The 23,581-nt window shown below is 75.0% G+C and carries 21 protein-coding genes; 17 read left to right on the top strand and 4 right to left on the bottom strand.

Features of this window, described 5'->3' with window-relative positions:
* Position 1 precedes the first annotated feature (1 nt).
* The 3 genes from ACPYO6_RS04345 (at position 2) to ccsB (ending at position 3,747) form a co-directional block, all read left to right on the top strand.
* Positions 2-880 carry a cytochrome c biogenesis CcdA family protein gene (locus ACPYO6_RS04345; RefSeq protein WP_425713665.1) on the top strand — a complete coding sequence of 293 codons (879 nt, stop codon included), beginning with the start codon at positions 2-4 and terminating at the stop codon, positions 878-880.
* Positions 877-2,607: a cytochrome c biogenesis protein ResB gene (gene resB, locus ACPYO6_RS04340; RefSeq protein WP_425713664.1), complete on the top strand. Its 1,731-nt coding sequence runs from the start codon at positions 877-879 to the stop codon at positions 2,605-2,607. The genes ACPYO6_RS04345 and resB overlap by 4 nt, the downstream gene beginning before the upstream one ends.
* Before the next feature lie 96 nt (positions 2,608-2,703).
* Positions 2,704-3,747: a c-type cytochrome biogenesis protein CcsB gene (gene ccsB, locus ACPYO6_RS04335; protein WP_425713663.1), complete on the top strand. Its 1,044-nt coding sequence runs from the start codon at positions 2,704-2,706 to the stop codon at positions 3,745-3,747.
* Positions 3,748-3,761: 14 nt separating this feature from the next.
* Here ccsB and ACPYO6_RS04330 read toward each other — a convergent pair whose 3' ends face one another.
* Positions 3,762-4,253 carry a PLD nuclease N-terminal domain-containing protein gene (locus tag ACPYO6_RS04330; RefSeq protein ID WP_425713662.1) on the bottom strand — a complete coding sequence of 164 codons (492 nt, stop codon included), beginning with the start codon at positions 4,251-4,253 and terminating at the stop codon, positions 3,762-3,764.
* Positions 4,254-4,344: 91 nt separating this feature from the next.
* Here ACPYO6_RS04330 and ACPYO6_RS04325 point away from each other — a divergent pair, with 91 nt between their 5' ends.
* Positions 4,345-4,839, top strand: a complete 495-nt coding sequence (locus ACPYO6_RS04325) for a DUF4229 domain-containing protein (RefSeq protein WP_425713661.1) — start codon at positions 4,345-4,347, stop codon at positions 4,837-4,839.
* A gap of 3 nt (positions 4,840-4,842) precedes the next feature.
* On the opposite strand, the gene ACPYO6_RS04320 is transcribed toward ACPYO6_RS04325, so the two are convergent.
* The 3 genes from ACPYO6_RS04320 to ACPYO6_RS04310 are packed head-to-tail and all read right to left on the bottom strand — an operon-like array spanning position 4,843 to position 8,040.
* Positions 4,843-5,715, bottom strand: a complete 873-nt coding sequence (locus tag ACPYO6_RS04320) for a 1,4-dihydroxy-2-naphthoate polyprenyltransferase (protein ID WP_425713660.1) — start codon at positions 5,713-5,715, stop codon at positions 4,843-4,845.
* Between the two features lie 43 nt (positions 5,716-5,758).
* A complete protein-coding gene (locus ACPYO6_RS04315) occupies positions 5,759-7,072 on the bottom strand; it encodes an AMP-binding protein (RefSeq protein ID WP_425713784.1) in 1,314 nt (437 codons plus the stop codon).
* Positions 7,072-8,040: a 1,4-dihydroxy-2-naphthoyl-CoA synthase gene (locus ACPYO6_RS04310; protein ID WP_425713659.1), complete on the bottom strand. Its 969-nt coding sequence runs from the start codon at positions 8,038-8,040 to the stop codon at positions 7,072-7,074. Before ACPYO6_RS04310 ends, ACPYO6_RS04315 begins: the two co-directional genes overlap by 1 nt.
* A gap of 70 nt (positions 8,041-8,110) precedes the next feature.
* Between ACPYO6_RS04310 and ACPYO6_RS04305 the strand changes: the two genes are divergently transcribed.
* From ACPYO6_RS04305 to ACPYO6_RS04245, 13 genes are all read left to right on the top strand, one after another.
* Positions 8,111-9,061, top strand: coding sequence for an o-succinylbenzoate synthase (locus ACPYO6_RS04305; RefSeq protein WP_425713658.1), 951 nt, complete (start codon positions 8,111-8,113; stop codon positions 9,059-9,061).
* Positions 9,058-10,731: a 2-succinyl-5-enolpyruvyl-6-hydroxy-3-cyclohexene-1-carboxylic-acid synthase gene (menD, locus tag ACPYO6_RS04300; RefSeq protein WP_425713657.1), complete on the top strand. Its 1,674-nt coding sequence runs from the start codon at positions 9,058-9,060 to the stop codon at positions 10,729-10,731. The genes ACPYO6_RS04305 and menD overlap by 4 nt, the downstream gene beginning before the upstream one ends.
* Positions 10,731-11,996, top strand: a complete 1,266-nt coding sequence (locus tag ACPYO6_RS04295; protein ID WP_425713656.1) for an isochorismate synthase — start codon at positions 10,731-10,733, stop codon at positions 11,994-11,996. The genes menD and ACPYO6_RS04295 overlap by 1 nt, the downstream gene beginning before the upstream one ends.
* Before the next feature lie 139 nt (positions 11,997-12,135).
* Entirely contained in the window at positions 12,136-13,440 is a 1,305-nt protein-coding gene (locus ACPYO6_RS04290; protein ID WP_425713655.1) for a S1C family serine protease, read from the top strand.
* A 43-nt stretch (positions 13,441-13,483) separates the two neighbouring features.
* The gene (locus ACPYO6_RS04285; RefSeq protein WP_425713654.1) at positions 13,484-14,179 is read left to right on the top strand and encodes a demethylmenaquinone methyltransferase; all 696 of its coding nucleotides are present in this window, start codon (positions 13,484-13,486) and stop codon (positions 14,177-14,179) included.
* 186 nt (positions 14,180-14,365) lie between these two features.
* Positions 14,366-15,664 (top strand): geranylgeranyl reductase family protein, encoded by a 1,299-nt coding sequence (locus ACPYO6_RS04280; protein WP_425713653.1) that lies wholly within the window; start codon positions 14,366-14,368, stop codon positions 15,662-15,664.
* Between the two features lie 127 nt (positions 15,665-15,791).
* Positions 15,792-16,154, top strand: coding sequence for an NADH-quinone oxidoreductase subunit A (locus ACPYO6_RS04275; protein ID WP_425713652.1), 363 nt, complete (start codon positions 15,792-15,794; stop codon positions 16,152-16,154).
* Between the two features lie 59 nt (positions 16,155-16,213).
* Positions 16,214-16,768, top strand: a complete 555-nt coding sequence (locus ACPYO6_RS04270; protein ID WP_425713651.1) for a NuoB/complex I 20 kDa subunit family protein — start codon at positions 16,214-16,216, stop codon at positions 16,766-16,768.
* Positions 16,765-17,487, top strand: coding sequence for an NADH-quinone oxidoreductase subunit C (locus ACPYO6_RS04265; RefSeq protein WP_425713650.1), 723 nt, complete (start codon positions 16,765-16,767; stop codon positions 17,485-17,487). Before ACPYO6_RS04270 ends, ACPYO6_RS04265 begins: the two co-directional genes overlap by 4 nt.
* Positions 17,487-18,830 (top strand): NADH-quinone oxidoreductase subunit D, encoded by a 1,344-nt coding sequence (locus ACPYO6_RS04260; RefSeq protein WP_425713649.1) that lies wholly within the window; start codon positions 17,487-17,489, stop codon positions 18,828-18,830. The genes ACPYO6_RS04265 and ACPYO6_RS04260 overlap by 1 nt, the downstream gene beginning before the upstream one ends.
* Entirely contained in the window at positions 18,827-19,642 is an 816-nt protein-coding gene (gene nuoE, locus ACPYO6_RS04255) for an NADH-quinone oxidoreductase subunit NuoE (protein WP_425713648.1), read from the top strand. Before ACPYO6_RS04260 ends, nuoE begins: the two co-directional genes overlap by 4 nt.
* Entirely contained in the window at positions 19,639-20,964 is a 1,326-nt protein-coding gene (nuoF, locus tag ACPYO6_RS04250; RefSeq protein ID WP_425713647.1) for an NADH-quinone oxidoreductase subunit NuoF, read from the top strand. Before nuoE ends, nuoF begins: the two co-directional genes overlap by 4 nt.
* On the top strand, positions 20,961-23,573 hold the full coding sequence (locus ACPYO6_RS04245) for an NADH-quinone oxidoreductase subunit G (RefSeq protein ID WP_425713646.1): 2,613 nt from the start codon (positions 20,961-20,963) through the stop codon (positions 23,571-23,573). The genes nuoF and ACPYO6_RS04245 overlap by 4 nt, the downstream gene beginning before the upstream one ends.
* Positions 23,574-23,581: the final 8 nt, after the last annotated feature.

The raw sequence follows: 23,581 nt of genomic DNA, 5'->3' as shown, positions 1-23,581 counted from the left end.
CGTGGACGCCGTCGCCTCCGTGGGGGAGGTCGTCACCTCGGGATCGCTCCTGCTCGCGGTCCCGCTCGCCCTGCTCGCCGGGCTGATCTCCTTCTTCTCCCCGTGCGTCCTGCCGCTGCTGCCCGGCTACGTCGGCCTGCTCGGAGGGATGGCGGGCTCGACGACGGAGCGCTACCGGGAGGCGACCGCCGTCCCCGCGTCCGGCGCAGGCGGGAGCCCGGCAGGCGCTGGTGCGGGCCCGGTCGGCGCAGGTGCGGCGATCGCACGGCGCGAGGCCCAGGCGGCGGCGACGGGTCGCGCGTCCGGCCGCCGGGTCGCGCTCGGCGCGATCCTCTTCGTCTCCGGCTTCTCCGCGGTGTGGGTGGTGGCCGGCGTGGCCGTGGCCTCGCTGGGGATCGCCCTCGCCCCGGTGCTGCCGACCGTCCTGCGCGTGGCGGGCGTCGTCGTCATCCTGCTCGGGCTCGCGTTCGTCGGCCGGATCCCGTTCCTCCAGGCCGAGCGACGCCTCGACGTCGCCCCCCGCGCCGGCCTCGCCGGCGCGCCCGTGCTCGGCGCCGTGTTCGGGCTCGGCTGGGCACCGTGCATCGGCCCGACCCTGGCCGCCGTGCTCACCCTGGCCCTGTCCGAGCAGTCCGTGGCGCGCGGCCTCCTGCTCACGGTCGTGTACTGCCTCGGGCTCGGGGTCCCGTTCGTCGTCGCCGCCGTGGCCGTCGCCCGCTCGGCGCGCGCCCTGTCCGCCCTCGGGCGTCACGCCCGCACGATCCAGGTCGTCGGCGGCGTCGTCCTCATCGCTCTGGGGATCCTGCTCGTCACCGGTGCCTGGGAGTGGATCGTGGGACGCCTGCAGGGCCTCGTCGCCGGGTGGGTGACGCCGCTGTGACCGCGGACCCCACCAACCTCTCCTCCAAGTCCGGCCAGGGCCGGGCGGGCCCCGACGACGACGCGGCAGCGGGTGACGGCAGCCGCGCCACCGGACCGTCCCTGTCCCTCGTGGGCTGGTTGCGGTGGGCGTGGCGCCAGCTGACGTCGATGCGCACGGCGATCCTCCTGCTCCTCCTGCTCGCCGTCGCCGCGCTCCCGGGCGCGTTCATCCCCCAGCAGGCCTCCGACCCCGCGGCCGTGTCGCAGTTCCGGGCCGAGCGTCCCGAGCTGTCCGGCTGGCTCGACCGGCTCGACCTGTTCGACATGTACGGGTCCATCTGGTTCCAGACCGTCTACGTGCTGCTGTTCGTCTCCCTGATCGGCTGCATCGTCCCGCGCATCGGCGTGCACGTGCGGTCGCTGCGGGCCGCGCCGCCGAAGGTTCCCGGCCGGCTGACCCGGTTCGCCGGGCACAGCGTCCGTCGCGACCCCACCCGTACGCCCGCCGAGCTCGGCGAGGCGGCACGCGTCGCGCTGCGCCGCAGGTTCCGTGCGGTGGTCTCCGCCAAGGACGACGGCACGGTCGAGGTCGCCGCCGAGCGCGGCTACCTGCGCGAGACCGGGAACATCGTCTTCCACCTCGCCCTGCTCGCCGTCCTCGTCGCCTTCGGGCTCGGGCAGATGATCTCCTACCGCGGCCAGGCCATCGTCGTCGAGGGGGAGAGCTTCGCGAACTCCGTGGTCGACTACGACTCCTTCACCGCCGGCTCGCTCGTGCGCACGGGCTCCCTCGACCCGTTCGTCGTCCGCCTGGACGAGTTCAGCTCCGAGTTCACGCTCGACGCCCAGGCCCGCGACTTCCTCGCCGAGGTGTCGGTGACGCGCGCCGACGGCACCGCGGAGGCCGGCGACATCGCCGTCAACCATCCGCTCAACGTCGATGGCACGAACATCTACCTCTCCGGCAACGGCTACGCACCCCGCCTGACCGTGCACGACGGCGCGGGCGAGGTCGCGTTCTCCCAGCCGGTGCCGTTCCTGCCCGAGGACGGGGTCTACACCTCGAGAGGCGTCGTCAAGGTCCCGGACGTCTCGGGCGACCAGGAGCAGCTCGGCCTCACCGGGACCTTCCTGCCCACCGCGATCGTCGACACCGCCGGCACGCCCGTCTCGATCCATCCGCAGCCGGAGGATCCCCTGCTCGTGCTCACGCTGTGGGTGGGCGACCTCGGGCTCGACGAGGGCGAGCCCCAGAACGTCTACGTCCTCGACACCGACCGGATGCGGCAGGTCTACGAGCCCGCGGCCGACGGCTCGGCCGGGTCCGCCGAGGGTGGGCAGGTGCCGCTGACGATCTACCTCGGCCCCGGCGACACGGTCGAGCTGCCCGAGGGGCTCGGCTCGATCACGTTCGAGGAGGAGCTGCCGAGGTTCGTCGCCCTGGACCTGCGCAACGACCCCACGCTGCCCTACCTCCTGGCGGCCTCGATCGCGGCGATGCTCGGCCTGTTCGGCTCGCTGTTCGTCCCCCGCCGACGGGTGTGGGTGCGACTGACCTCCGACGGCGACGGCACGCGGCTCGAGACCGCCGCGCTCGCGCGGGGGGACGACCCCGGCACCGAGCGCGAGATCGAGCGCCTGCTCGCCGCGCTCGACCTCGAGGAGGACTCCTCGGACGCCGCTCCGGCGCCCGCGGGGACGACCTCCGAGGACGGCGCCGCCGCGCCGTCCCGCGGGCCGGACTAGCGCCAGCGACCGCGCCCCGCGCCCGAAAGAGGGTGGGGCACAATGACACACATCCATCGAGCGCCCGCAGCGCGCCCCGACGACGAAGGACCACGCATGCCCGAGTCCACGCTGGCTCAGATCTGCACGTTGGCCATCTACGGCGCGATGGGGGCCTACGTCATCTCGCTGCTGGCGTTCGCCGTCGACCTGGCGAGATTCATGGACAGCTCGGACAAGGGGCGCCGCTTCGCGCGGATCGGCGTGTCCGCGATGGTTGCCGGCTTCGCCATCCACGTCGTCGGGGTGCTCACGCGGGCGATCGCGACCGAACGCGTCCCGTGGGCCAACATGTACGAGTTCTCGATCGTGTTCACGCTCATCGCCGTCGGGATCTTCCTGCTCCTCAACCGGTCGCGCGACCTGCGCGTCCTGGGTGCGGGCGTCGCCGGGCTCGTGGTCCTGTCCCTGGGGCTCGCGGTCTCGGTGCTCTACGTCCGTGCGGACGGCATCCCGCCGGCGCTCGACAGCTACTGGCTGATCATCCACGTCTTCGTCGCCACGCTCGCCGTCGGCGTCCTCGCGGTCTCCGCGATCCTCTCCCTCGTCCAGCTGCTGCAGGAGCGTGCCGAGATCGGCCGTGCGCGCCGGGCCGAGGCGCGTGCCACCGCCGACCCGGCCGCCCTCGTCACCGCCGACGGGCGCGCGGCGCAGACGTCCACGCGGTCGGCCGAGGGCGCCGCGGGTAGGGGTGAGGTGGGGTCCGACGACGGCGGGGCCGGCTCCGTAGACTCGCCGCGCACCGGCCTCGCGGGGTTCCGCGACCGGCTCTCCGAGCGCCTGCCGAGCTCCGCCGAGCTCGAGCGGATGGCGTTCCAGCTCATCGCCATCGGGTTCGTGCTGTGGACCTTCACGCTCATCGCCGGCGCCATCTGGGCCGAGCACGCCTGGGGCCGGCCCTGGGGCTGGGACGTCAAGGAGGTGTGGACGCTGCTGATCTGGATCGTCTACGCCGCCTACCTGCACGCCCGCCTCACGCGCGGCTGGGAGGGGCGCCGGGCGGCCTACCTCTCGCTCACCGGGTTCGGGCTCATCCTCGGCAACTACTTCATCGTCAACCTGTTCCTCAACTCGCGCCACGCCTACTCGGGCATCGGCTAGAGCCGGGGCCGGTCTCAGGCCGGCGAGCCCGGGTTCTCGTGGGGGTCGGCGGAGACCCCGCCGCCCGCGCCGGGACCAGGGTCGTCGGTGGGCCGTTCGTCGTCGGGCGTGGATCCGTTCGTCGTCCCGCGCCCCTCGCGCTCGGCGTCGCGCTCGCGCTGCCGGCGCTCGCGCTCCCGGCGCCGGCGATCGGCCTCGAGGCGGGCGAGGAACTCCGGGTCGTCGTCGGGCGCGACCGGGCCGCGGCTCGGCCGGGACGGCCCGCCGCGCGGGGGCCGGGAACCGCCCGAGCCGCCGGGACCGCCCGGACCGCCCGCGCGCCCCGCCTGCATCCGGGACAGCAGGAGCCACCCCACCGCGCCGACCACCGGCAGGACGAGGATGAGGACGATCCAGATCCCCTTGGGGATGCGGGCGGGCATCTTCTCGGCGTCGGAGCGGGCGCAGTCGATGAGCGCGAAGGCGATGACGCCGACGGCGACGACGAGGGGGACGAGACGAGTCACCCCTCCAGGGTAGGTCGGCGGGGGCCGCCGGGCAGTGCGTCGGTGGTCACCGCTTCGTCGCGGCCCGTCCGCCGCGACGTAACCTGGGCGGGTGGCCATCCTCAAGTACGCGTTCGCGCGGATCGTCGTGCTGCTCGCCGTGGCCGGCGTGCTCTACCTGGCCGGCGCCCGGTCGTGGCTCATGTGGCTGGGCGCCCTGCTGCTCGCGGCGATGGTGTCCTACGTGGCGCTGCCCGGGATCCGGAACGAGGCGGCCGGCTCGCTCGCACGGCAGGACGACCGGCGCACGCGGGTGGACCACGACGCCGACGAGGAGGACGCGATGCTCGACAGCGACAGCGACAGCGAGGACGGCGGCTTCGACGGGGACGGGGACGGGACGATCGACGGCGAGACCTTCGTCGAGCACGCCCCGGCCGAGCCCGAGGCGACGGCCCAGGGAGCCTCGGCGGACGGGTCGGTGACCGCGGACGCCGCGGCGGAGGAGGCGGACGGCAGCTCGTCGCTCGAGCGCGTGCCGGACGCGGTGGCCGACGCCCCCACGCACACCGACTCCGAGGCGCGCGAGGACGCCCGCGAGCGGTAGTCCTCAGCCCAGCGCGAGCCCGAGGCTGAGCGTGAGGCCGTAGCCCAGCTCGAGGAACCCGGTGTCCCGCAGGACGCCGATGAGGTCGCGCCCCGCGGCGCCGCGCAGCACCGGCGCGCAGCAGCGCCACGCGAGCGGCAGCAGGAGAAGCACGAGCAGCGACCACGGCGCCACGATCGCGCAGGCCAGTCCGAGCAGGACCGGAACCGCGAGCATCGCCACGTAGGTGCGGCGCGCGAGCCGGTCGCCGAGCCGGACGGCCACCGTGCGCTTCCCGGCGGGGACGTCGGTGGGGATGTCGCGGATGTTGTTGACCATGAGCAGCGCGCACGCCACGAGGCCCACGCCGACGGCCGCCGCCCACGCGGTCCAGGGCAGCTCCCCGGCCTGCGTCCACGTGGTCCCCAGCGTGGCGACGAGCCCGAAGAAGACGAACACGAAGACCTCGCCGAGCCCCATGTACCCGTAGGGGCGCGAGCCGCCCGTGTAGCCCCAGGCGGCGAGGAGGCATACGGCCCCGACGGCGAGCATCCACCACTGCCCGCTCACCGCGACGAGCACGAGGCCGAGCAGCGCGCCGACCCCGAGGCTCGCGAGCGCGGCGGCCTTGACCTTCCCCGGTGCGGCGAGGCCGCCCCCGGTCAGGCGCTGCGGGCCGGTGCGGAACTCGTCGGTGCCGCGCACGCCGTCGGAGTAGTCGTTGGCGTAGTTGACGCCGACCTGGAGGGCGAGCGCGACGCCGGCGGCGAGCAGGGCCCGCGGCACCGAGGCGGAGCCGACCTGCGCGGCGGCCCCGGTCCCCAGCAGCACCGGCGCGACGGCCGCCGGGAGGGTCCGCGGACGGGCGCCCTCGATCCAGTCGGCGACGCTCGCCATGACACCTCCTTCGCCCGTGCCCGCGGCTCGGGCGCAAGCGAGGTTAGCCCAGCGCCGGCCGCGACTTGTACCGGGCGACGCCCGCCACCGTCACCCGGTCGCCGTCCCCGGCACGGGCCGTGCGCCGGTCGCCGGAGTGGTCGCCCGTGCCGACCCCGAGCGCCCGCGACGCCACCGTCGTCACGGCCCGCCGGTCGACCTTGCCGGGGCCGCGCAGCGGGAGCCGGTCGACCACGACCAGCGCCCGCGGCGCGTGGGCGGGGGAGAGGTCGCCGGTCTGCGCGCGGGCGACGGCGAGGAGCTCCGGCACGCTCGTCGGGCCGGGCGGGCGGCCCGGGGTGAGCACGACGACGGCGACGACGATCTCGCCCCACTCGGGGTCCGGGACGCCGACGACGGCGCACTCCGCGACGTCCGCCATCCCCGTCAGGCGGCGCTCGACCGCGACCGGGGCGACGGTCACGCCGCCGGACGTCACGGCGTCGTCGAGGCGGCCGAGCACCTCGAGCGCGCCGGTGTCCGTGATCCGACCCGCGTCGGTGGTCCGGAGCCGGCCGCCGACGAACGTCGACGCGTCGGCGGCCGCGTCGTCGAGGTAGCCGTGGGCGAGGACGGGGCCGGAGAGCCAGATCCGGCTCTCGTCGTCGACCTCGATCCCGACCCCGTCGAGGGGCCGGCCGTCGTACACGCAGCCGCCCCCGGTCTCCGTCATCCCGTACGTGCGCACCACCCGGATGCCGGCGTCCGCCGCCGCGCGCAGCGTCGAGGGGGCGAGCGCGGCGCCGCCCACGAGGACCGCGCCGAGGCCGGCCAGCGCCCCGGTGACGTCCGGCCCGGCCGCGAGCGCGCGCACGAGCTGGGTCGGCACGAGGGAGAGATAGGCGGGCGCGGGCTCGCCGGTCCCGTCGGCCATCCTCACCACCTCGGCCAGCGCGGCCGGGTCGAAGCCGCCGGTGGTGTCGAGCACGAGCGGGTCGTGGCCGGCCACGGCGGAGCGGGTGAGGATCTGCAGGCCCGCCACGTGGTGCGCGGGTACGGCGAGGACCCAGCGACCCGGGCCGCCGAGGCGCGCGTGGGTGGCGCGGGCCGAGGCGGTGAGCGCGTCGGCGGACAGCGCCACGACGTGGCCGGTCCCCGTCGTCGACCCGGAGGTGCGCAGGAGCGCGGCCGTGCCGTCCGGGACGGGCCGCTCGAGGGAGTCGGCGAGGTCGTCGCGCGCCTGGTCGGGGTCCGTGCCCGGCGCGACCGGCAGGAGCGGGGGGAGGTCGGCGCCGCCGAGGCGGAGCGCGAGTGCCTCGTGCAGGGCGGCGACGTCGCCCGGCCGCGTGCCGCCGGGCAGCACCTCGACGCGCTCCATCACACCGGGTAGGGGAAGCCGGACCAGTCCGGGTCCCGCTTCTCGACGAACGCGTTCCGCCCCTCCTGGGCCTCCGCCGTGCCGTAGGCCAGGCGTGTCGCCTCGCCCGCGAAGACCTGCTGGCCGGCCAGGCCGTCGTCGGCGAGGTTGAAGGCGAACTTGAGCATCCGGATCGCCTGCGGGGACTTCGTCGCGATGATCGCCGCGTACTCCAGGGCCGTGGCCTCGAGCTCGGCGTGGGGGACGGTCTCGTTGACCACGCCCCACCGCTCCGCGTCCTCGGCGGAGTACTCGCGGGCGAGGAAGAAGATCTCGCGCGCCCGCTTGTCGCCGACCTGGCGGGCCAGCAGCGTCGAGCCGTAGCCGGCGTCGAAGCTGCCGACGTCCGCGTCGGTCTGCTTGAACCGCGCGTGCTCGCGCGAGGCGATCGCCAGGTCGCTCACCATGACCAGCGAGTGCCCGCCGCCCGCGGCCCAGCCCGGGATCGCCGCGACGATCACCTTCGGCATCGTCCGCATGAGCCGCTGGACCTCGAGGATGTGCAGCCGGCCGGCGCGCGCCGGGTCGACCTGCTCGCGGCGCGCGGACGCCTCCGCGCGGTCGTCCGCCTCGTCGACCTCGTACCGGTAGCCGTCCGCGCCGCGGATGCGCTGGTCGCCGCCCGAGCAGAACGCCCACCCGCCGTCCTTCGCCGACGGCCCGTTGCCCGTGAGGATCACGGTCCCGACGTCGGTCGTCAGCCGCGCGTGGTCGAGCGCCCGGTAGAGCTCGTCGACGGTGCGGGGCCGGAAGGCGTTGCGCAGCTCGGGCCGGTCGAACGCGATGCGGACGACCGGCAGGTCCCGCTCGGCGCCCCCGGAGCGGTCGACGCCCCGGTGGTAGGTGACGTCGGAGGCCGACCAGCCCTCGACCTCCCGCCAGACCTGCGGGTCGAACGTCTCGGACACCTGGGCGGGGATCTCGCTCACCGGGCCACGGTAGCCCGGCGTGCGGCGGCGTCGCCCGGCCGACGGGGCGCCGCGCGGTTACCCTGACGCGGTGCCCCACCCCGTCGTGTACTCCACCGCGCTGAGGACCCGCTTCCGGGGCCTCGACCGCCGCGACGGGGTCCTCCTGCGCGGCGACGCCGGCTGGGGCGAGTTCTCGCCCTTCTGGGACTACGACGACGCCGTCTCCGTCCCCTGGCTCGCCGCCGCCCGCGAGGCGGCCGAGACCGGGTACCCCGCCGCCCTGCGGCCCCGCGTCCCCGTCAACGTCACCGTCCCCGCCGTCGGCCCGGAGCGGGCCGCCGAGATCGTCCGCGCCTCCGGCGGGTGCACGACGGCGAAGATCAAGGTCGCCGAGCCCGGCCAGACGCTCGCCGACGAGGTCGAGCGGGTCGCGGCCGTCCGGGAGGCGCTCGGCCCGGGCGGCCATGTCCGGGTCGACGCCAACGCCGCCTGGGACGTCGACACCGCGATCTCGCGTCTGGCCGAGCTCGACCGAGCCGCCGGCGGGCTGCAGTACGCCGAGCAGCCGGTCGCGGGCGTCGAGGACCTCGCCGAGGTCCGCCGCCGCTCGGGCGTGCGGATCGCCGCCGACGAGTCCGTGCGCCGAGCCGAGGACCCCCTGCGGGTCGCGCGCGCCGGGGCCGCCGACGTCCTCGTGCTCAAGGTCCAGCCGCTCGGCGGCGTGCGCGCCTGCCTGCGGATCGCCGAGGAGGCCGGCCTGCCGGTCGTCGTGTCCTCCGCGCTCGAGTCCTCCGTGGGGCTCGCCGCCGGCGTGGCGCTCGCCGCCGCACTGCCGGAGCACACGCTCGACGGCGTGCCGCTGGCCGCCGGCCTCGCCACCGGGCACCTGCTCGAGGACGACGTGACGAGCGACCCGCTCCTGCCCGCGGGCGGCCACCTCCCCGTCCGCCCGGTCGAGCCCGACGCGGTCCCCGCCGCCGACGACGAGACCCGCGCGCGGTGGCTCGCCCGCCTCGAGTCCGTGGCGGCGCTCCGATGACCGCCCACCTCGTCGCTCGCGACGTCGTCCGCGCCCTCGTCGCCGGGGGAGTGCGCGACGTCGTCCTCGCACCCGGATCGCGCTCCGCCCCGCTCGCCCACGCCCTGCACGCCGCCGAGCGGGCCGGCTGGCTCCGGCTGTCCGTGCGCATCGACGAGCGGGTCGCCGCGTTCGTCGCCCTCGGCCTGTCCCGTGCCGGCGAGCTGACCGCGAACCCGGAGCTCCCCCCGGCGCTCGCCCGCCGGCCCGTCGCCGTCGTCACCACCTCCGGCACCGCCGTGGCCAACCTCCACCCGGCCGTCCTCGAGGCCGACGCCGCCGGCGTCCCCCTGGTCCTGCTCACCGCCGACCGGCCCCACGAGCTGCGCGGCACCGGCGCCAACCAGACCACCGACCAGGTCGGCCTCTTCGGCCCGGCGCTGCGACACCTCGTCGACGTGCCCGCAGGCGCCCCGGACGGGCCCGCGCTCACCCAGCACGTCGCGCGCGCCCTGGCCGCCGCCACCGGCGCCCGCACGCGGGACCCCGGGCCGGTCCAGCTCAACCTCGCGTTCCGCGAGCCGCTCGCGCCGGAGACCCCGTGGGAGCCGGGGGAGGCGCCCGAGGTCCGGCCCGTCGCGGCCCCCGCCGCGTCGCTCTCGCTGCACCCCCTCGAGCGCGGGCCGCGCACGGTCGTCGTCGCCGGGGACGGCGCGGGGGCGGCGGCCCGGAGGCTCGCCGAGTGCGGCGGCTGGCCGCTGCTGGCCGAGCCCACGTCCGGCGCCCGCGGCGGCCGGTGCGCCGTCAGCGCCTACCGCGAGCTGCTCGACCTGCCCCAGCTCGGCGGGCGGATCGAGCGCGTCGTCGTCGCCGGTCATCCCACGCTCTCCCGCCCCGTCACCCGCCTGCTCGGGTGGGCGGAGCCGGAGATCGTCGTCGTCGCACCGACCGGGCGGTGGCCGGACGCCGCCGGCACCGCGTCCGTGGTGGCGCAGGGGTGCACGGTCGAGGGCGAGCCGGGTCCCGACGAGAACGCCTGGCTCGACCTCTGGCTCGACGCGGGGCGGTCCGTCGTCGCGCGCCTGTCCCACCCCGCCGCCGGGCCGCCCGACGACGGGACGATCGACGCCCTCGGGGCCGCGGCCACCGTCGCCGGGGTCGCGCGCCGCTCCGGGACCCTGCTGCTCGGCGCCTCGCGCGTGGTCCGGGACGTCGACCTCGTCGGCCAGCCGTGGATGGACCCGCTCCCGCACGTGCTGTCCAACCGTGGGCTCGCCGGCATCGACGGCACGATCTCGACCGCCGTGGGTCTTGCTCGTGGCAGCGGCGGCCCCGTCCGGGTCCTTCTCGGCGACCTCACGTTCCTCCACGACGCCGGCGGCCTGCTGCTCGGCGCCCTCGAGGAGGACGTCGACGTCCAGGTGGTCGTCGCCGACGACTCCGGCGGCGCGATCTTCGCCCTCCTCGGCCACGCCGACGCCTCCCCGGACGGGTTCGCCCGCCTGTTCACCACGCCCCAGCGCGCCGACCTCGGGGCCCTCGCCCGCGGCTACGGCGCCGCCTACCGGGCGCCGGCCACCCTCGACGAGCTCCGGACGATCCTCGGCGAGCCGATCGTCGGCCGGTCGGTCGTCCACGTCCGGGTCGGCGAGCGCCGGGCCGAGACCTCGCGCGCCAGGTCGCTCATCTAGTGGCGGCCGAGGGACCGTGCCTCGCCGAGCTCCTCGCCGCACCGGTCGGTGAGCTCGCGCTGTGGACGCGCGGCGGGCGGGGCGTCGCCGGGCGCGGCGGGACCGTGCTCGCGCTGACCGGGCCGCGCCGGCTGCAGCGCCTGGCCGGCCTCTGGCGCCTGGTCGACGTGGGGGTGGTCGGGACCGCCGGCGCCGCGGTCGCCCTCGTCTCCTCGACCTTCGACGACGACTCGCCGAGCCCGTCGCTCCTCCACGTGCCGGCCGAGCTCGTGCGGGTCGGTACCGGCGACGACGCACGGCCCGAGCGGTGGGCGCAGGCGGTGGACCCGGCCTCGCTCCGGGCGGCGCTCGACGCCGACGCGGCACTCGCGGGGGCCTCGCACGGAGCGCGCGTGGCCGAGACCGCGGACGTCGTCGGCCCGCGGGTCCCCGGCGGCAGTGGGGCTGCGGCTGACGATGACGACGGCGATGCCGCCGCGTACACGTCCCTCGTGCGCGACGTCCTCGGCGACATCGAGTCGGGCACGGTGGCCAAGGTCGTCACCGCGCGCCAGGTCCGCATCGCCGCCGCTCCGCAGGTCCTCGACCAGCTGCCCGCCCGGCTCGCGCAGGCCTACCCGGACGCCTGGACCTACGCCGTCGGCGGCCTCGTCGGCGCCTCGCCCGAGATGCTCGCCGCCCGCCGCGGCGACCGGATCGCCTCCCGCGTCCTCGCCGGCTCGCTGCCCCGCGGGGAGCGGCCCGACGACGAGCTCGTCGCCGAGCTCCTCGCCGACCCGCGGATGCGCTCCGAGCACGAGCACGCCGCCCGGTCCGTCCTCGACCCGCTGCGCGCGGTGGCCGCGCTCGACGACGAGCAGCCCGAGCCGTACGTCCTCACGCTGCCGAACATCCACCACCTCGCCACCGACGTCGCGGGCCGCCTCGCTGAGGGGGCCGGTCTGCTCGACGTCGTCGACGCGATCCACCCGACGGCCGCGGTGGCCGGGACCCCGCGCGCGGCGGCGATGGCTATCATCGCCCGCCGCGAGCGCCACGACCGGGGGCGCTACGCCGGCCCCGTCGGCTGGCTCGACTCCGCCGGCGACGGCGAGATCGGCCTCGCCCTGCGCTGCGGGCAGGTCGAGGGCGCCTCGATCCGGCTGCACGCCGGCGGCGGCATCGTCGCCGGCGCCGACCCCGACGCCGAGCTCGCCGAGACCGAGAGCAAGCTGCGGCCCGTCCGCGAGGCGCTCGCCGCCGCGGCCGCCGACCTCGCCGGCTGAGCGGTTCGTCCGCTGCTCCCAGCGCGTTCCCAGGCTCGTGGCTCCTCGTCCAGCGGCCGGGCAGGTTCTCCCCGGCGGATTCGGAGGAGCGCCGTGTTGTGTCGTCCTCGTCCCCACGGAAGAGCACGAGGAGAACGAGATGAGCGAGCAGCACCCCCAGCGCGGCGACGACGGCGGCCGGTGGACCCCGTCCCCGACCTCGCCCCCGGCCGGCGACCCGGCGACGACGAGCGTGACCCCGGCGGCGCCGTCCGCCCCGCGCGCGACCGGCTCGCGCCACGTCGTCCTCGCCGCCCTGCTCGCCGCGGTCCTCGCGTCCGGGACCACCGTCGCGCTCACGCGCGCCACGGACGACGCGGGGGCCGGCGGCGGCCTCGCGGAGACCGTCCAGGCGCTCGCCGCCCAGCAGGAGGCGGGCGCCGCGTCCGGCGACGGCACAGCGGGCCCCGCAGCGGTCGAGGGCGCCGGCGGCGACGCGACGGGTACCGCCGTCCCGGCGAGCGCCGCGGGCGAGGACGGCTGGAGCGAGGTCGTCGCAGAGGTCACGCCGTCCGTCGTCGCCGTGTCCGTGCGCACCGGCCAGGGCGAGGGGTCCGGCTCCGGGGTCGTCCTCGACGAGGCGGGGCACGTCCTCACCAACGCCCACGTCGTGTCGGGCGCCGAGGAGGTGACCGTCACCCTCGACGACGGGCGGCTGCTCGAGGCCGAGGTCGTCGGCACCGACGAGTCCTCCGACCTCGCCGTGCTCGCGCTCGCCGAGGCGCCGGACGACCTCGTCCCCGCCACCCTGGGCTCCGACGCGGACCTCGCCGTCGGCGACTCCGTCCTCGCCGTCGGCAACCCGCTCGGGCTGCGCGGGACCGCCACCACCGGCATCGTCTCGGCCCTCGACCGCCCGGTGACCACCACCGACGCGAGCGGCGAGGGCCCCGTCGTCACCGCCGCCGTCCAGGTCGATGCCGCGGTCAACCCCGGCAACTCGGGCGGACCGCTGTTCGACGCGCAGGGGAGGGTCGTCGGCATCACGAGCTCGATCGCCACGATGTCCGGCTCCGGCGGGCAGGGCGGCAGCATCGGGGTCGGGTTCGCGATCCCCGTCGACCTCGCCTCGCGCGTGGCCGGCGAGCTCATCGAGGACGGCACCGCCGAGCACGCGTTCCTCGGCGTCGCGCTCGACGACGGCGAGGCGGCCGCCGGCGGCGAGGTGCGCGCCGGCGCCGTCGTCCGGGCCGTCGAGCCCGGCAGCCCCGCGGACGAGGCCGGCCTGCGCGAGGGGGACGTCGTCACCGCCCTCGACGACGCCGCCGTCGGCTCGGCGGCCGCGCTCACCGCCGCCGTGAGGGAGCACGTGGGCGGCGACGAGGTCGTCCTCGCGGTCGTCCGCGACGAGGAGGAGTCCGACGTCGGCGTGACGCTCGTGGCGTCCCCCGCCTCCGACGGGTGACCGACCGCCCGCCCGCGCCCGGGCACCTGCGACACTGGCGGGCGTGAACCGAGCCGAGCTGGACAAGGACCCCCGTGAGGTCGCGGGGATGTTCGACGACGTCGCCCAGCGCTACGACCTCACCAACGACGTGCTCAGCGCCGGTCAGGTGCGCATCTGGCGCGCGGCCTCGCGGCGCGCGCTCGACGCCGGCCCCGGGGACCGGGTGCTCGACCTCGCCGCCGGTACCGGCACGTCCTCCTCTGAGCTGGCCGACCGGGGTGTCGACGTCGTGTCCTGCGACTTCTCCACCGGGATGCTCTCGGTCGGCAAGCGGCGCCGGCCCGACCTCGCGTTCGTCGCCGGGGACGCGACCGCCCTGCCGTTCGCGGACGAGTCGTTCGACGCGGTGACGATCTCCTACGGCCTGCGCAACGTGGTCGACCACGCCGCCGCGCTGCGCGAGATGCTGCGGGTGACACGACCGGGCGGACGCCTCGTCGTCACCGAGTTCTCGACCCCGACCTGGGCGCCCTGGCGGGCGGCGTACCGACTCTTCCTCACCGGGGTGCTGCCGCGGCTCGCCCGGCTCAGCTCGTCGAACAACCCCGCGTACGGCTACCTCGCCGAGTCGATCGAGGACTGGCCGGACCAGGCCGGGGTGTCCGACGTCGTGCGTGCCGCCGGGTGGACCGACGTGCAGCACAGGAACCTCTCGGGCGGCATCGTCGCCGTCCACCGGGCCCGCCGCCCGGAGTAGCCCGGGGGTGACCCCGGGAGCGCCGCCAGGGACCCTGGTCCCGGGTATTACGTGCGGTGAATGTCCCGGAATTCCGCGGATTCCGTGGGGGCGACGAGGATCACGTCGGGGGTGCCGAACCGGCCTGTGGGCGGGCTTACGATTCTTCGGGCGGACCCCCCGACCAGCGAACGAAGGAGCTCGACCGTGCCTGCCGCACCTGTGGCCGACGAGGCGGACGTCCTCGTCGTCGGTGCCGGACCGGCGGGCGCGAGCGTCTCCCACTACCTCGCCCAGCAGGGTCACCGCGTGATCGTCCTCGAGAAGTCGAGGTTCCCGCGGGACAAGGTCTGCGGGGACGGACTTACGCCCCGCGCGGTCGCCGAGCTCATCCGCATGGGCGTGCCCACGCGCGAGGAGGACGGCTGGATCCGCAACCACGGGCTGCGCACCTCCGGGGCCGGCCACCGCATCGAGATCCCGTGGCCCGAGCTGTCCTCGATGCCGTCCTACGGGCTCGCGCGCGCCCGCACGAGCCTCGACGAGACGCTCGCCCGCCACGCCGAGGCGTCCGGCGCCGACCTGCGCGAGGGCGTGAGCGTGACCGGGGCCGTGCGGCACGAGCGCACCGGCCGGGTCGTCGGCGTCACCGCTCGCCCGGTGGACGAGAAGGGCCGTCGCGCGGGCGACGAGGTCACCTACCGCGCGCCGCTCGTCGTCGACGCCGGGGGAGTGTCCGCACGGCTGGCCACCTCCGTGGGGATCGAGAAGGACGCCGGCCGCCCCATGGGCGTCGCGATCCGCACCTACTTCCGCACCCCGCGTCACGACGACCCGATGATGGAGTCGTTCCTCGAGCTGTGGGACGGGAAGCCGGGCGAGTCGAACCTCCAGCCCGGCTACGGCTGGATCTTCGCGCTCGGAGACGGCACCGCGAACGTCGGCCTCGGCACCCTCTCGCCGACCGCCACGCCGACCCGGCTCGACTACAAGGGCCTGTTCGCCACGTGGATGCAGAACGTCCCCGAGGAGTGGGGCTTCACGCCCGAGAACCAGGTCGGCGAGCTGCGCAGCGCCGCCCTGCCCATGGCCTTCAACCGCAAGCCGCACTACGCCAACGGGCTCCTCCTGGTCGGCGACGCCGGCGGCATGGTCTCCCCGTTCAACGGCGAGGGCATCGCCTACGCGCTGCAGTCCGGTCGCATCGCCGCCGACGTCATGGGCCAGGCGCTCGCGCGCAGCTCGGACTACGAGCGGGTCAAGGCGCTGCGCACCTACCCGCGCATCATGGCCGACGAGCTCGGCGGCTACTTCACGCTCGGCCGGGGCTTCGCCCACCTCATCTCCCACCCGCGGATCATGCGGGCGTGCGTGCGGTACGGGCTCCCGCGGCCCGTGCTCATGGAGTTCGTCATGAAGCTCCTCGCCGACGGGTACGACCCGCGCGGCGGGGACTGGATGGACCGCGTCATCGCGGCGCTCGCCAAGGCGGCGCCGGTGTCATGACGACCCGTACCGAACGTGCCGGGTCCGTCCCGGCGAACGTCTACCCTGGAGGACGGGACCGGCGGGCGCGGACCTGGACACCGCAGCCCGGCAGGATCGCCGGACCGTTGACGTCGACGGAGGACGCATGACCAACCCCTACGTGCCGCTGCTCATCATGATGGTGGTCGCGGCGGCCCTGGCCCTCGGCGGACTCGGTGCGAGCGCGATCATCGGCCCGAAGAAGTACAACCGCGTCAAGGTCGCCAACTACGAGTGCGGCGTCGACCCGACGCCCCGGGCGCCCTCGGCCGGCCGGTTCCCGGTGAAGTACTACCTCATCGCGATGACCTTCATCATCTTCGACATCGAGGTCGTCTTCCTCTACCCGTGGGCGGTCGCATTCACCGAGCTCGCCGCCTTCGGTCTCGTCGCGATGCTCGTCTTCATCGCGCTCATCACCGTGCCCTACATCTACGAGTGGCGCCGCGGGGGCCTCGAGTGGGACTGACCCACCGCTGACCGACCGCCCCCACCCGCCCCGCCACGCACCACCCGAAAGGACCCCACATGGGTATCGAGGAGAAGCTCCCCGCAGGGTTCGGTCTCACCACCGTCGAGGCCGTCGCCGGTTTCGCCCGGTCGAACTCGCAGTGGCCGGTCACCATGGGCCTCGCGTGCTGCGCCATCGAGATGATGGCCGCCGGCACCCCGCGCTTCGACATGGCCCGGTTCGGCCTCGAGGTCTTCCGCGCCTCGCCCCGGCACGCCGACGTGATGATCGTGTCGGGCCGCGTGAGCCACAAGATGGCCCCGGTCGTCCGCAACGTCTACGACCAGATGTCGGACCCCAAGTGGGTGATCTCCATGGGCGTGTGCGCCTCCTCGGGCGGCATGTTCAACAACTACGCGATCGTCCAGGGGTGCGACCACATCGTGCCGGTCGACATCTACCTGCCCGGCTGCCCGCCGCGGCCCGAGATGCTCATCAACGCCATCCTCGAGCTGCGGGAGCAGGTCAAGAAGGCGCCGCTCGGCGTCAACCGGGTCGAGGCCGCCCGCGCAGCCGAGCGTGCCGCCCTCGGCGCCACGCCGACCCACGAGATGAAGGGGCTCCTCGCGTGAGCGGCACCGACGCCGGCGGTGACATCGCCGCCGCCCCCGGACCGGACGGGCGCACCGAGCTCGACGTCGTGGCCGTGCGTCGCGGCCAGTTCGGCGTCCACGGCTCCGGCGACACCTCGGGCTTCGGCGGGCTCGTCGTGGCCGTCACCGAGCCCGAGGCCGCGCAGCGCCCCTACGGCGGCTGGTTCGACGAGGTCGTCGACGTCCTGCGCGAGGTCCTCGGCGAGCAGGGGATCGACCCCGACGCCGCGATCGAGCGCGTGGTCGTCGACCACGGCGACCTCACCCTGCACATCGCCGCCGAGCACCTCGTGGCGGTGGCACGCGCGCTGCGCGACGACCAGGACCTGCGCTTCGAGCTGTGCCTCGGCGTCTCCGGCGTGCACTTCCCCCAGCACGCGGGCCGCGAGCTGCACGCCGCCTACCACCTCATGTCGATCACGCACGGGCGCTCGATCGCCCTCGAGGTCACCTGCCCCGACGCGCACCCGCACATCCCCTCGCTGGTCGCGATCTACCCGGGCAACGACTGGCACGAGCGCGAGACGTTCGACCTGTTCGGCATCGTGTTCGACGGCCACCCCGCTCTCGCGCGCATCCTCATGCCCGACGACTGGGTCGGGCACCCGCAGCGCAAGGACTACCCGCTCGGCGGCATCCCGGTGGAGTACAAGGGTGCCACCGTCCCGCCGCCCGACACCCGGAGGTCGTACAGCTGATGTCCGCCCCCACCATGCCCAGCGCACCCGGCCCCGCCCTCGGCGAGGAGGAGCCGGACTTCATCGCCGACGGCGGCGACTGGTCCGACATCGCCGCCGAGGCCGAGCGCCTCGGCGAGGAGCGCATCGTCGTCAACATGGGTCCCGTCCACCCCTCGACGCACGGCGTGCTCCGGCTCATCCTCGAGATCGACGGCGAGACGGTGCACGAGGTGCGGGTCGGCCTCGGCTACCTGCACACAGGCATCGAGAAGAACATGGAGTACCGCACCTGGACCCAGGGCGTGACCTTCTGCACGCGCATGGACTACGTGGCGCCGTTCTTCCAGGAGGTCGCCTACTGCCTCGGGGTCGAGAAGCTCCTCGGCATCACCGACCAGATCCCCGAGCGGGCCAGCCAGATCCGGGTCCTGCTCATGGAGCTCAACCGGATCAGCTCCCACCTCATCGCCGTCGGCACGGCCGGCAACGAGCTCGGCGCCACGACGATGATGACCCTCGGCTTCCGCGGCCGGGAGAACATCCTCGACATCTTCGAGCGCGTCTCCGGCCTGCGCATGAACCACGCCTACATCCGGCCCGGCGGCGTGGCCCAGGACCTGCCGCCAGGCACGGTGGAGTTCGTCCGCGAGCGGCTCGCGGACATCCGGCTGTCCGTCGTCGAGATGATGAAGCTGACGATGGAGAACCCGCTGTTCAAGCTGCGGCACGTCGACGTCGGCGTCATCTCGCTGTCCGGCGCCCTCGCCCTCGGCCTGACCGGGCCCTGCCTGCGCGCCACCGGCCTCCCGGCGGACCTGCGCAAGACCGACCCGTACTGCGGCTACGAGACCTACGAGTTCAACGTCGTCACCAAGGAGCGCTCGGACGCCTTCAACCGCGTCCAGGCGCGCTTCGAGGAGTGCTTCGAGTCGCTGCGGATCGTCCTCCAGGTGCTCGACCGCCTCGAGGCGTCCGCGGGTCGGCCCACGATGGTCGAGGACAAGAAGATCGCCTGGCCGGCGCAGCTCTCGGTGGGCACCGACGGCCAGGGCAACAGCCTCGACCACATCCGCCACATCATGGGCGAGTCGATGGAGTCGCTCATCCACCACTTCAAGCTCGTCACGGAGGGCTTCCGGGTCCCGCCGGGCCAGGCGCACGTGGCGATCGAGCACGCGAAGGGCGTCATGGGCGTCCACCTCGTCTCCGACGGCGGGACGCGCCCCTACCGGGCGCACTTCCGCGACCCGTCGTTCTCCAACCTGCAGTCGATGTCGCTGATGAGCGAGGGCGGCCAGCTGGCCGACGTCGTCGTCATCCTCGCCTCGCTCGACCCCGTCCTCGGAGGAGTGGACCGATGACCGAGCAGACCTACGCGCCGGACGTCGCCGAGTCGCTGACCGCCGACATCGCGGCGATCGTCGCCCGCTACCCCTCGCCGCGCTCGGCGCTGCTGCCGATGCTCCACCTCGTGCAGTCCGTCGACGGCTACGTCTCCGCCCGCGGCATCGCGCTGTGCGCCGAGGCCCTGTCGATCACGCGGGCCGAGGTCTCCGCCGTCGCGACGTTCTACAGCCAGTACAAGCGCCACCCCAACGGCGAGTACAACGTGGGCGTCTGCACGAACGCCCTGTGCGCGGTCATGGGCGGCGACCAGATCTTCGAGGCGGTCTCCGACCACCTCGGGGTCGGACACGACGAGACCACGCCCGACGGCCGGATCACCCTCGAGCAGCTCGAGTGCAACGCGGCCTGCGACTACGCCCCGGTCGTCATGGTCAACTGGGAGTTCTTCGACAACCAGACCCCGGCCTCGGCCACGGCGCTGGTCGACGAGATCGCCGCCGGCCGCCCCGTCCACCCCACGCGCGGCGCCACCACGGTGGGCACGTTCAAGGAGATCTCCCGCGTGCTCGCGGGCTTCGAGGACGGCCGCGCCGACGAGGGGCCCGGTGCCGGCGAGGCCTCCCTGCTCGGCCTGCGCATCGCCCGGGCCAACGGCTGGACCTCTCCGCACGAGGACCACGGCGCGGACGACCGCCACCTCGCCGCCGAGGTCGCGGGCGCCGCGCCCGTGGGCGACACCGGCTCGAGCGCCGACCACCAGGTGCCCACCGCGGGCGAGGCCGACCCCGGGACGGCCGGCCGCACGGTCTCCGAGGAGGAGAAGTGACACTCACCAGCCCCGGCACCCTCACGCCGGTCCTCTCCGACATCTGGGACGCCCCGCGCTCCTGGACCCTCGACACCTACCGCGACCACGGCGGCTACCAGGGGTGGGACAAGGCTCTGACGATGCCCCCCGGCGAGGTCGTCGACCTCGTCAAGGGCTCCGGCCTGCGCGGCCGCGGCGGCGCCGGCTTCCCCACCGGTCTCAAGTGGTCCTTCCTCCCGCCGGCCGACGGAGGGCCGCGCTACCTGGTCGTCAACGCCGACGAGTCCGAGCCGGGCACGTGCAAGGACATCCCGCTGCTCATGGCGAACCCGCACTCCCTCATCGAGGGCATGGCGATCACCAGCTACGCCATCGGCGGCCACCACGCCTTCATCTACCTGCGGGGCGAGACGGTCCACGTCTACCGCCGCCTGCTCGCCGCCGTGCGCGAGGCCCGCGAGGCCGGGCTCATCGGCACCGGGCTGGGGCCGGACGGCGACTACCACCTCGAGATCACCGTCCACGCCGGTGCCGGGGCCTACATCTGCGGCGAGGAGACGGCGCTGCTCGACTCGCTCGAGGGACTGCGCGGGCAGCCGCGGCTCAAGCCGCCGTTCCCCGCCGTCGCCGGCCTCTACGCGCGGCCCACGGTCGTCAACAACGTCGAGTCGATCGCCTCGGTCCCCGGGATCCTCTCCCGCGGCCAGGACTGGTTCACCTCGATGGGCACGGAGAAGTCCGCGGGCCACGGCCTGTTCTCGGTCTCCGGCCACGTGACCAACCCCGGCCAGTTCGAGGCGCCGTTCGGCATCACCATGCGCGAGCTCATCGAGATGGCCGGCGGCGTCCGCGCCGGGCACCGGCTCAAGTTCTGGACCCCGGGCGGCTCCTCGACCCCGATCCTCACCGACGAGCACCTCGACGTGCCGCTCGACTACGAGTCGGTCGGCGCCGCCGGGTCCATGCTCGCCACCCGCGCGCTCATGGTCTTCGACGAGACCGTGTCCGTCGTCCGGGTGATCTCGAAGTGGACGGACTTCTACCAGCACGAGTCCTGCGGCAAGTGCACGCCCTGCCGCGAGGGGACCTTCTGGATGAAGCAGGTCATGCACCGGCTCGAGGACGGCCGCGGGCTGCCCTCGGACGTCGACCTCCTCCTCGAGGTCTCCGCCAACATCGCCGGCCGCTCGTTCTGCGCGCTCGGCGACGCGTCGGCCACCCCCATCCAGTCCGGCATCGCGCACTTCCGCGACGAGTTCGAGGCCGGCTGCCACACGCCCGCACGGGAGCTCTTCCCCTACGAGGCGTCGGCGATCTTCCACGAGGCAGGTGTGCGATGACCCAGACCCAGGAGCAGGCCGCGCCGGCGGCCCCCGAGCTCGTCACGGCCACGATCGACGGCCGCGAGGTGTCCGTGCCCAAGGGCACGCTCATCATCCGGGCCGCCGAGCAGGTCGGCATCCAGGTGCCCCGGTTCTGCGACCACCCCCTCCTCAAGCCCGCCGGTGCGTGCCGGCAGTGCCTCGTGGACGTGGCCAGCCCGGACCGCGAGGGCAACCTCAAGAAGATGCCCAAGCCGCAGGCCTCCTGCACGATGGAGGTGACGCCGGGCATGGTCGTGGCCACCCAGCACACCTCCGAGGTGGCCGACAAGGCGCAGCACGGCATCATGGAGTTCCTCCTCATCAACCACCCGCTCGACTGCCCGGTGTGCGACAAGGGCGGCGAGTGCCCCCTGCAGAACCAGGCGATGAGCAACGGCCGCGCCGAGAGTCGGTTCGTCGACGTCAAGCGGACGTTCCCCAAGCCGATCGCGATCTCCACGCAGATCCTCCTCGACCGTGACCGCTGCATCCTGTGCCAGCGCTGCACCCGGTTCTCCTCCGAGATCGCCGGCGACGCCTTCATCGCGCTCCAGGGCCGTGGCGGCGGCACCCCCGGCCGCGAGGTGCACGCCCTCAACGGCTCGCAGGTCGGTGGCTTCGACGCCGACGTCCTCGGGTTCGACGATGCCGGGCTCCCCGACGCCACGGGCGTCCCGTTCGCCGGCCCCGACGGCGTGCCCGGCATGTCCTCCGGCCACGCGACCGCCCCGATGGGTGCGGCCGAGGCCGACACCTCCGGCCGGCCGTTCACCTCCTACTTCTCGGGCAACACGATCCAGATCTGCCCCGTCGGCGCGCTGACGTCGGCGATGTACCGGTTCCGCTCGCGGCCCTTCGACCTCGTCTCCACCCCGTCGGTCGCCGAGCACGACGCCGGCGGGTCGGCCATCCGGGTCGACCACCGCCGCGGCGCCGTCGTCCGCCGCCTCGCAGGCAACGACCCCGAGGTCAACGAGGAGTGGATCACCGACAAGGACCGGTTCGCCTACCACTGGCAGGACGCGCCGGACCGCCTGCGGATGCCCCTCGTGCGCGACCAGGCCACCGGGGAGATGCACGAGACCAGCTGGTCCGAGGCCCTCTCGGTCGCCGGCTCCGAGCTGGCCCGCGCCGCCGCTGCCGGCGGCGTCGGCGTGCTCCCCGGCGGGCGCCTCACCCTCGAGGACGCCTACGCGTGGTCGAAGTTCGCCCGCACGGTGCTCCGCACGAACGACGTCGACCACCGCGCGCGCCCGCACAGCGCCGAGGAGGCCGACTTCCTCGCCTCCCACGTGGCGGCGACCGGCCTCGGGGTGACCTACCGCGACCTCGAGCGCGCCGGCCGCGTGCTCCTCGTCGCGCTCGAGCCCGAGGAGGAGTGCGGCACGATCTTCCTCCGCCTGCGCAAGGGCGTCCTCGCCGGCACGGCACGGGTCACCACCCTCGCGCCGATGGCCACCCGCGGGACCACGAAGATGCGCGCCGACCTCGTCGAGGTCGTCCCCGGCGGCGAGCCCGCCGCGCTGGACGCCCTGGGCGACGAGCTGCTCTCCGAGCTGTCCGCTCCCGGCGCCGTCATCCTCGTCGGCGAGCGCGCGGCGGCCCTGCCCGGCACGCTCACCGCCGTCGCCCGCCTCGCCGAGCGCACCGGGGCCCGCCTCGCGTGGGTGCCGCGGCGCGCGGGGGAGCGCGGCGCCGTCGACGCCGGCCTGCTGCCGACCCTCCTGCCCGGCGGCCGCCCCGTGGCCGACCCGGCCGCGCGCGCCGACGCCGGCGCCGTGTGGGGCATCGACTCCCTGCCCGACCGTCCCGGCCGCGCCCACCGCGAGATCCTGCGGGCCGCCGCCTCCGGCGAGCTGACCGGCCTCCTGATCGGCGGCGTCGAGACGCTCGACATGATGGACCCCGCGGCCGCGCTGCGGGCGATCGGCCAGGTCGACGTGCTCGTCCAGCTCGAGGTGCGCCGCAACGCGATCTCCGAGCTCGCCGACGTCGTCCTGCCCGTGGCCCCGCCGGTCGAGAAGGCCGGCTCGTTCGTCAGCTGGGAGGGGCGCGTGCGTCCCTTCGGGCAGGTCCTCGCGTCCCACGCGCAGTCCGACCGCCTCGTGCTCGCCGACATCGCGCGCGAGATGGGTCGCGACCTCGGCCTCGGGACCCTCGCCGAGCTGCACGCCGAGCTCGCCGAGCTCGACCCGTGGGACGGCCCGGTCGTCACGAGCGACGACACCGCGGGGGCGCCCGCGGCGCGCCAGCAGCCCGGCGCCGGCCAGGCGGTCCTCGCCACGTGGAAGCTGCAGCTCGACGCCGGCCGCGGCCAGGACGGCGAACCGCACCTCGCGGGGACCGCGCACCGCCCGGTGCTCCGCCTCTCGCCGGCCACGGCCCGCGCGGTCGGCGCCGTCGACGGCGGCCGCGTCCGCCTCACCGGACCGACCGGCTCGCTCACCCTGCCGCTGACCGTCACGCGGATGGCCGACGGTGTGGTGTGGGTGCCCGAGAACTCCCCGGGCAGCGCCGTGCGCGCCCAGACCGGGGCCGGCGCCGGCAGCGTCGTCACCGTCACCACCGCGGAGGCCCAGCAGTGATCACCCCG

Source organism: Georgenia sp. Z1344 (assembly GCF_049856295.1).
Lineage (GTDB): Bacteria > Actinomycetota > Actinomycetes > Actinomycetales > Actinomycetaceae > JB111.
Note: the sequence above shows the minus strand (reverse complement) of the source record. Positions and strands in the feature narration are given on the sequence as shown.